This window comes from Rhodopseudomonas sp. BR0C11 (assembly GCF_010820945.1).
GTDB lineage: Bacteria > Pseudomonadota > Alphaproteobacteria > Rhizobiales > Xanthobacteraceae > Rhodopseudomonas > Rhodopseudomonas palustris_H.
On record NZ_QTKI01000830.1, the window covers coordinates 1 to 526 of the forward strand.

Genomic DNA, 526 nt, shown 5'->3' on the forward strand with positions numbered 1-526 from the left:
GGGGATACCTGCTGGGCGGGGGCGGTCTGGTGGCGCTGGCCTTTGCCGCCGCGATCGCCGTGCCGGTGACGAAGCCCGCGCCGCTGGCCTCGATCGACAAAGGCGCCCGCGCGGTCGATCGCAGCGCGATGCCGGCGCTGTCGCGGTTTCAGGCCCGCGACGGCACCGAGCTGGCCTACCGCCGCTACCAGCCACAGCAGGACGGACGCCAGGAAGTCGCGATCGTGGTCCACGGCTCGGCTGGCTCCAGCATAGCGGTGCATGCGCTGGCGCAGGCGCTCGCCGCGCGCGGCGTCGAGACCTTCGCGCCGGATATCCGCGGCCACGGCGGTTCAGGCACGCGCGGCGACATCGGCTATCGCGGCCAACTCGGCGATGATTTCGCCGATCTGGTCGCGATGGTGCAGGCGGTGCGGCCGGGCGCGCCGCTGGTTCTGGTCGGCCATTCCTCCGGCGGCGGCTTCGCGCTGCGAATGGCGGGCTCGCCGGTCGGCGGAGCCATCGCCCGGACCGTGCTGCGGGCGCC

General features: G+C 74.1%; 1 protein-coding gene. It reads left to right on the forward strand.

The window, feature by feature from the left end:
* Window positions 1-526 (forward strand): alpha/beta hydrolase (locus DYI24_RS27655; protein ID WP_502706400.1); only part of this gene is annotated, 526 nt, incomplete at both ends.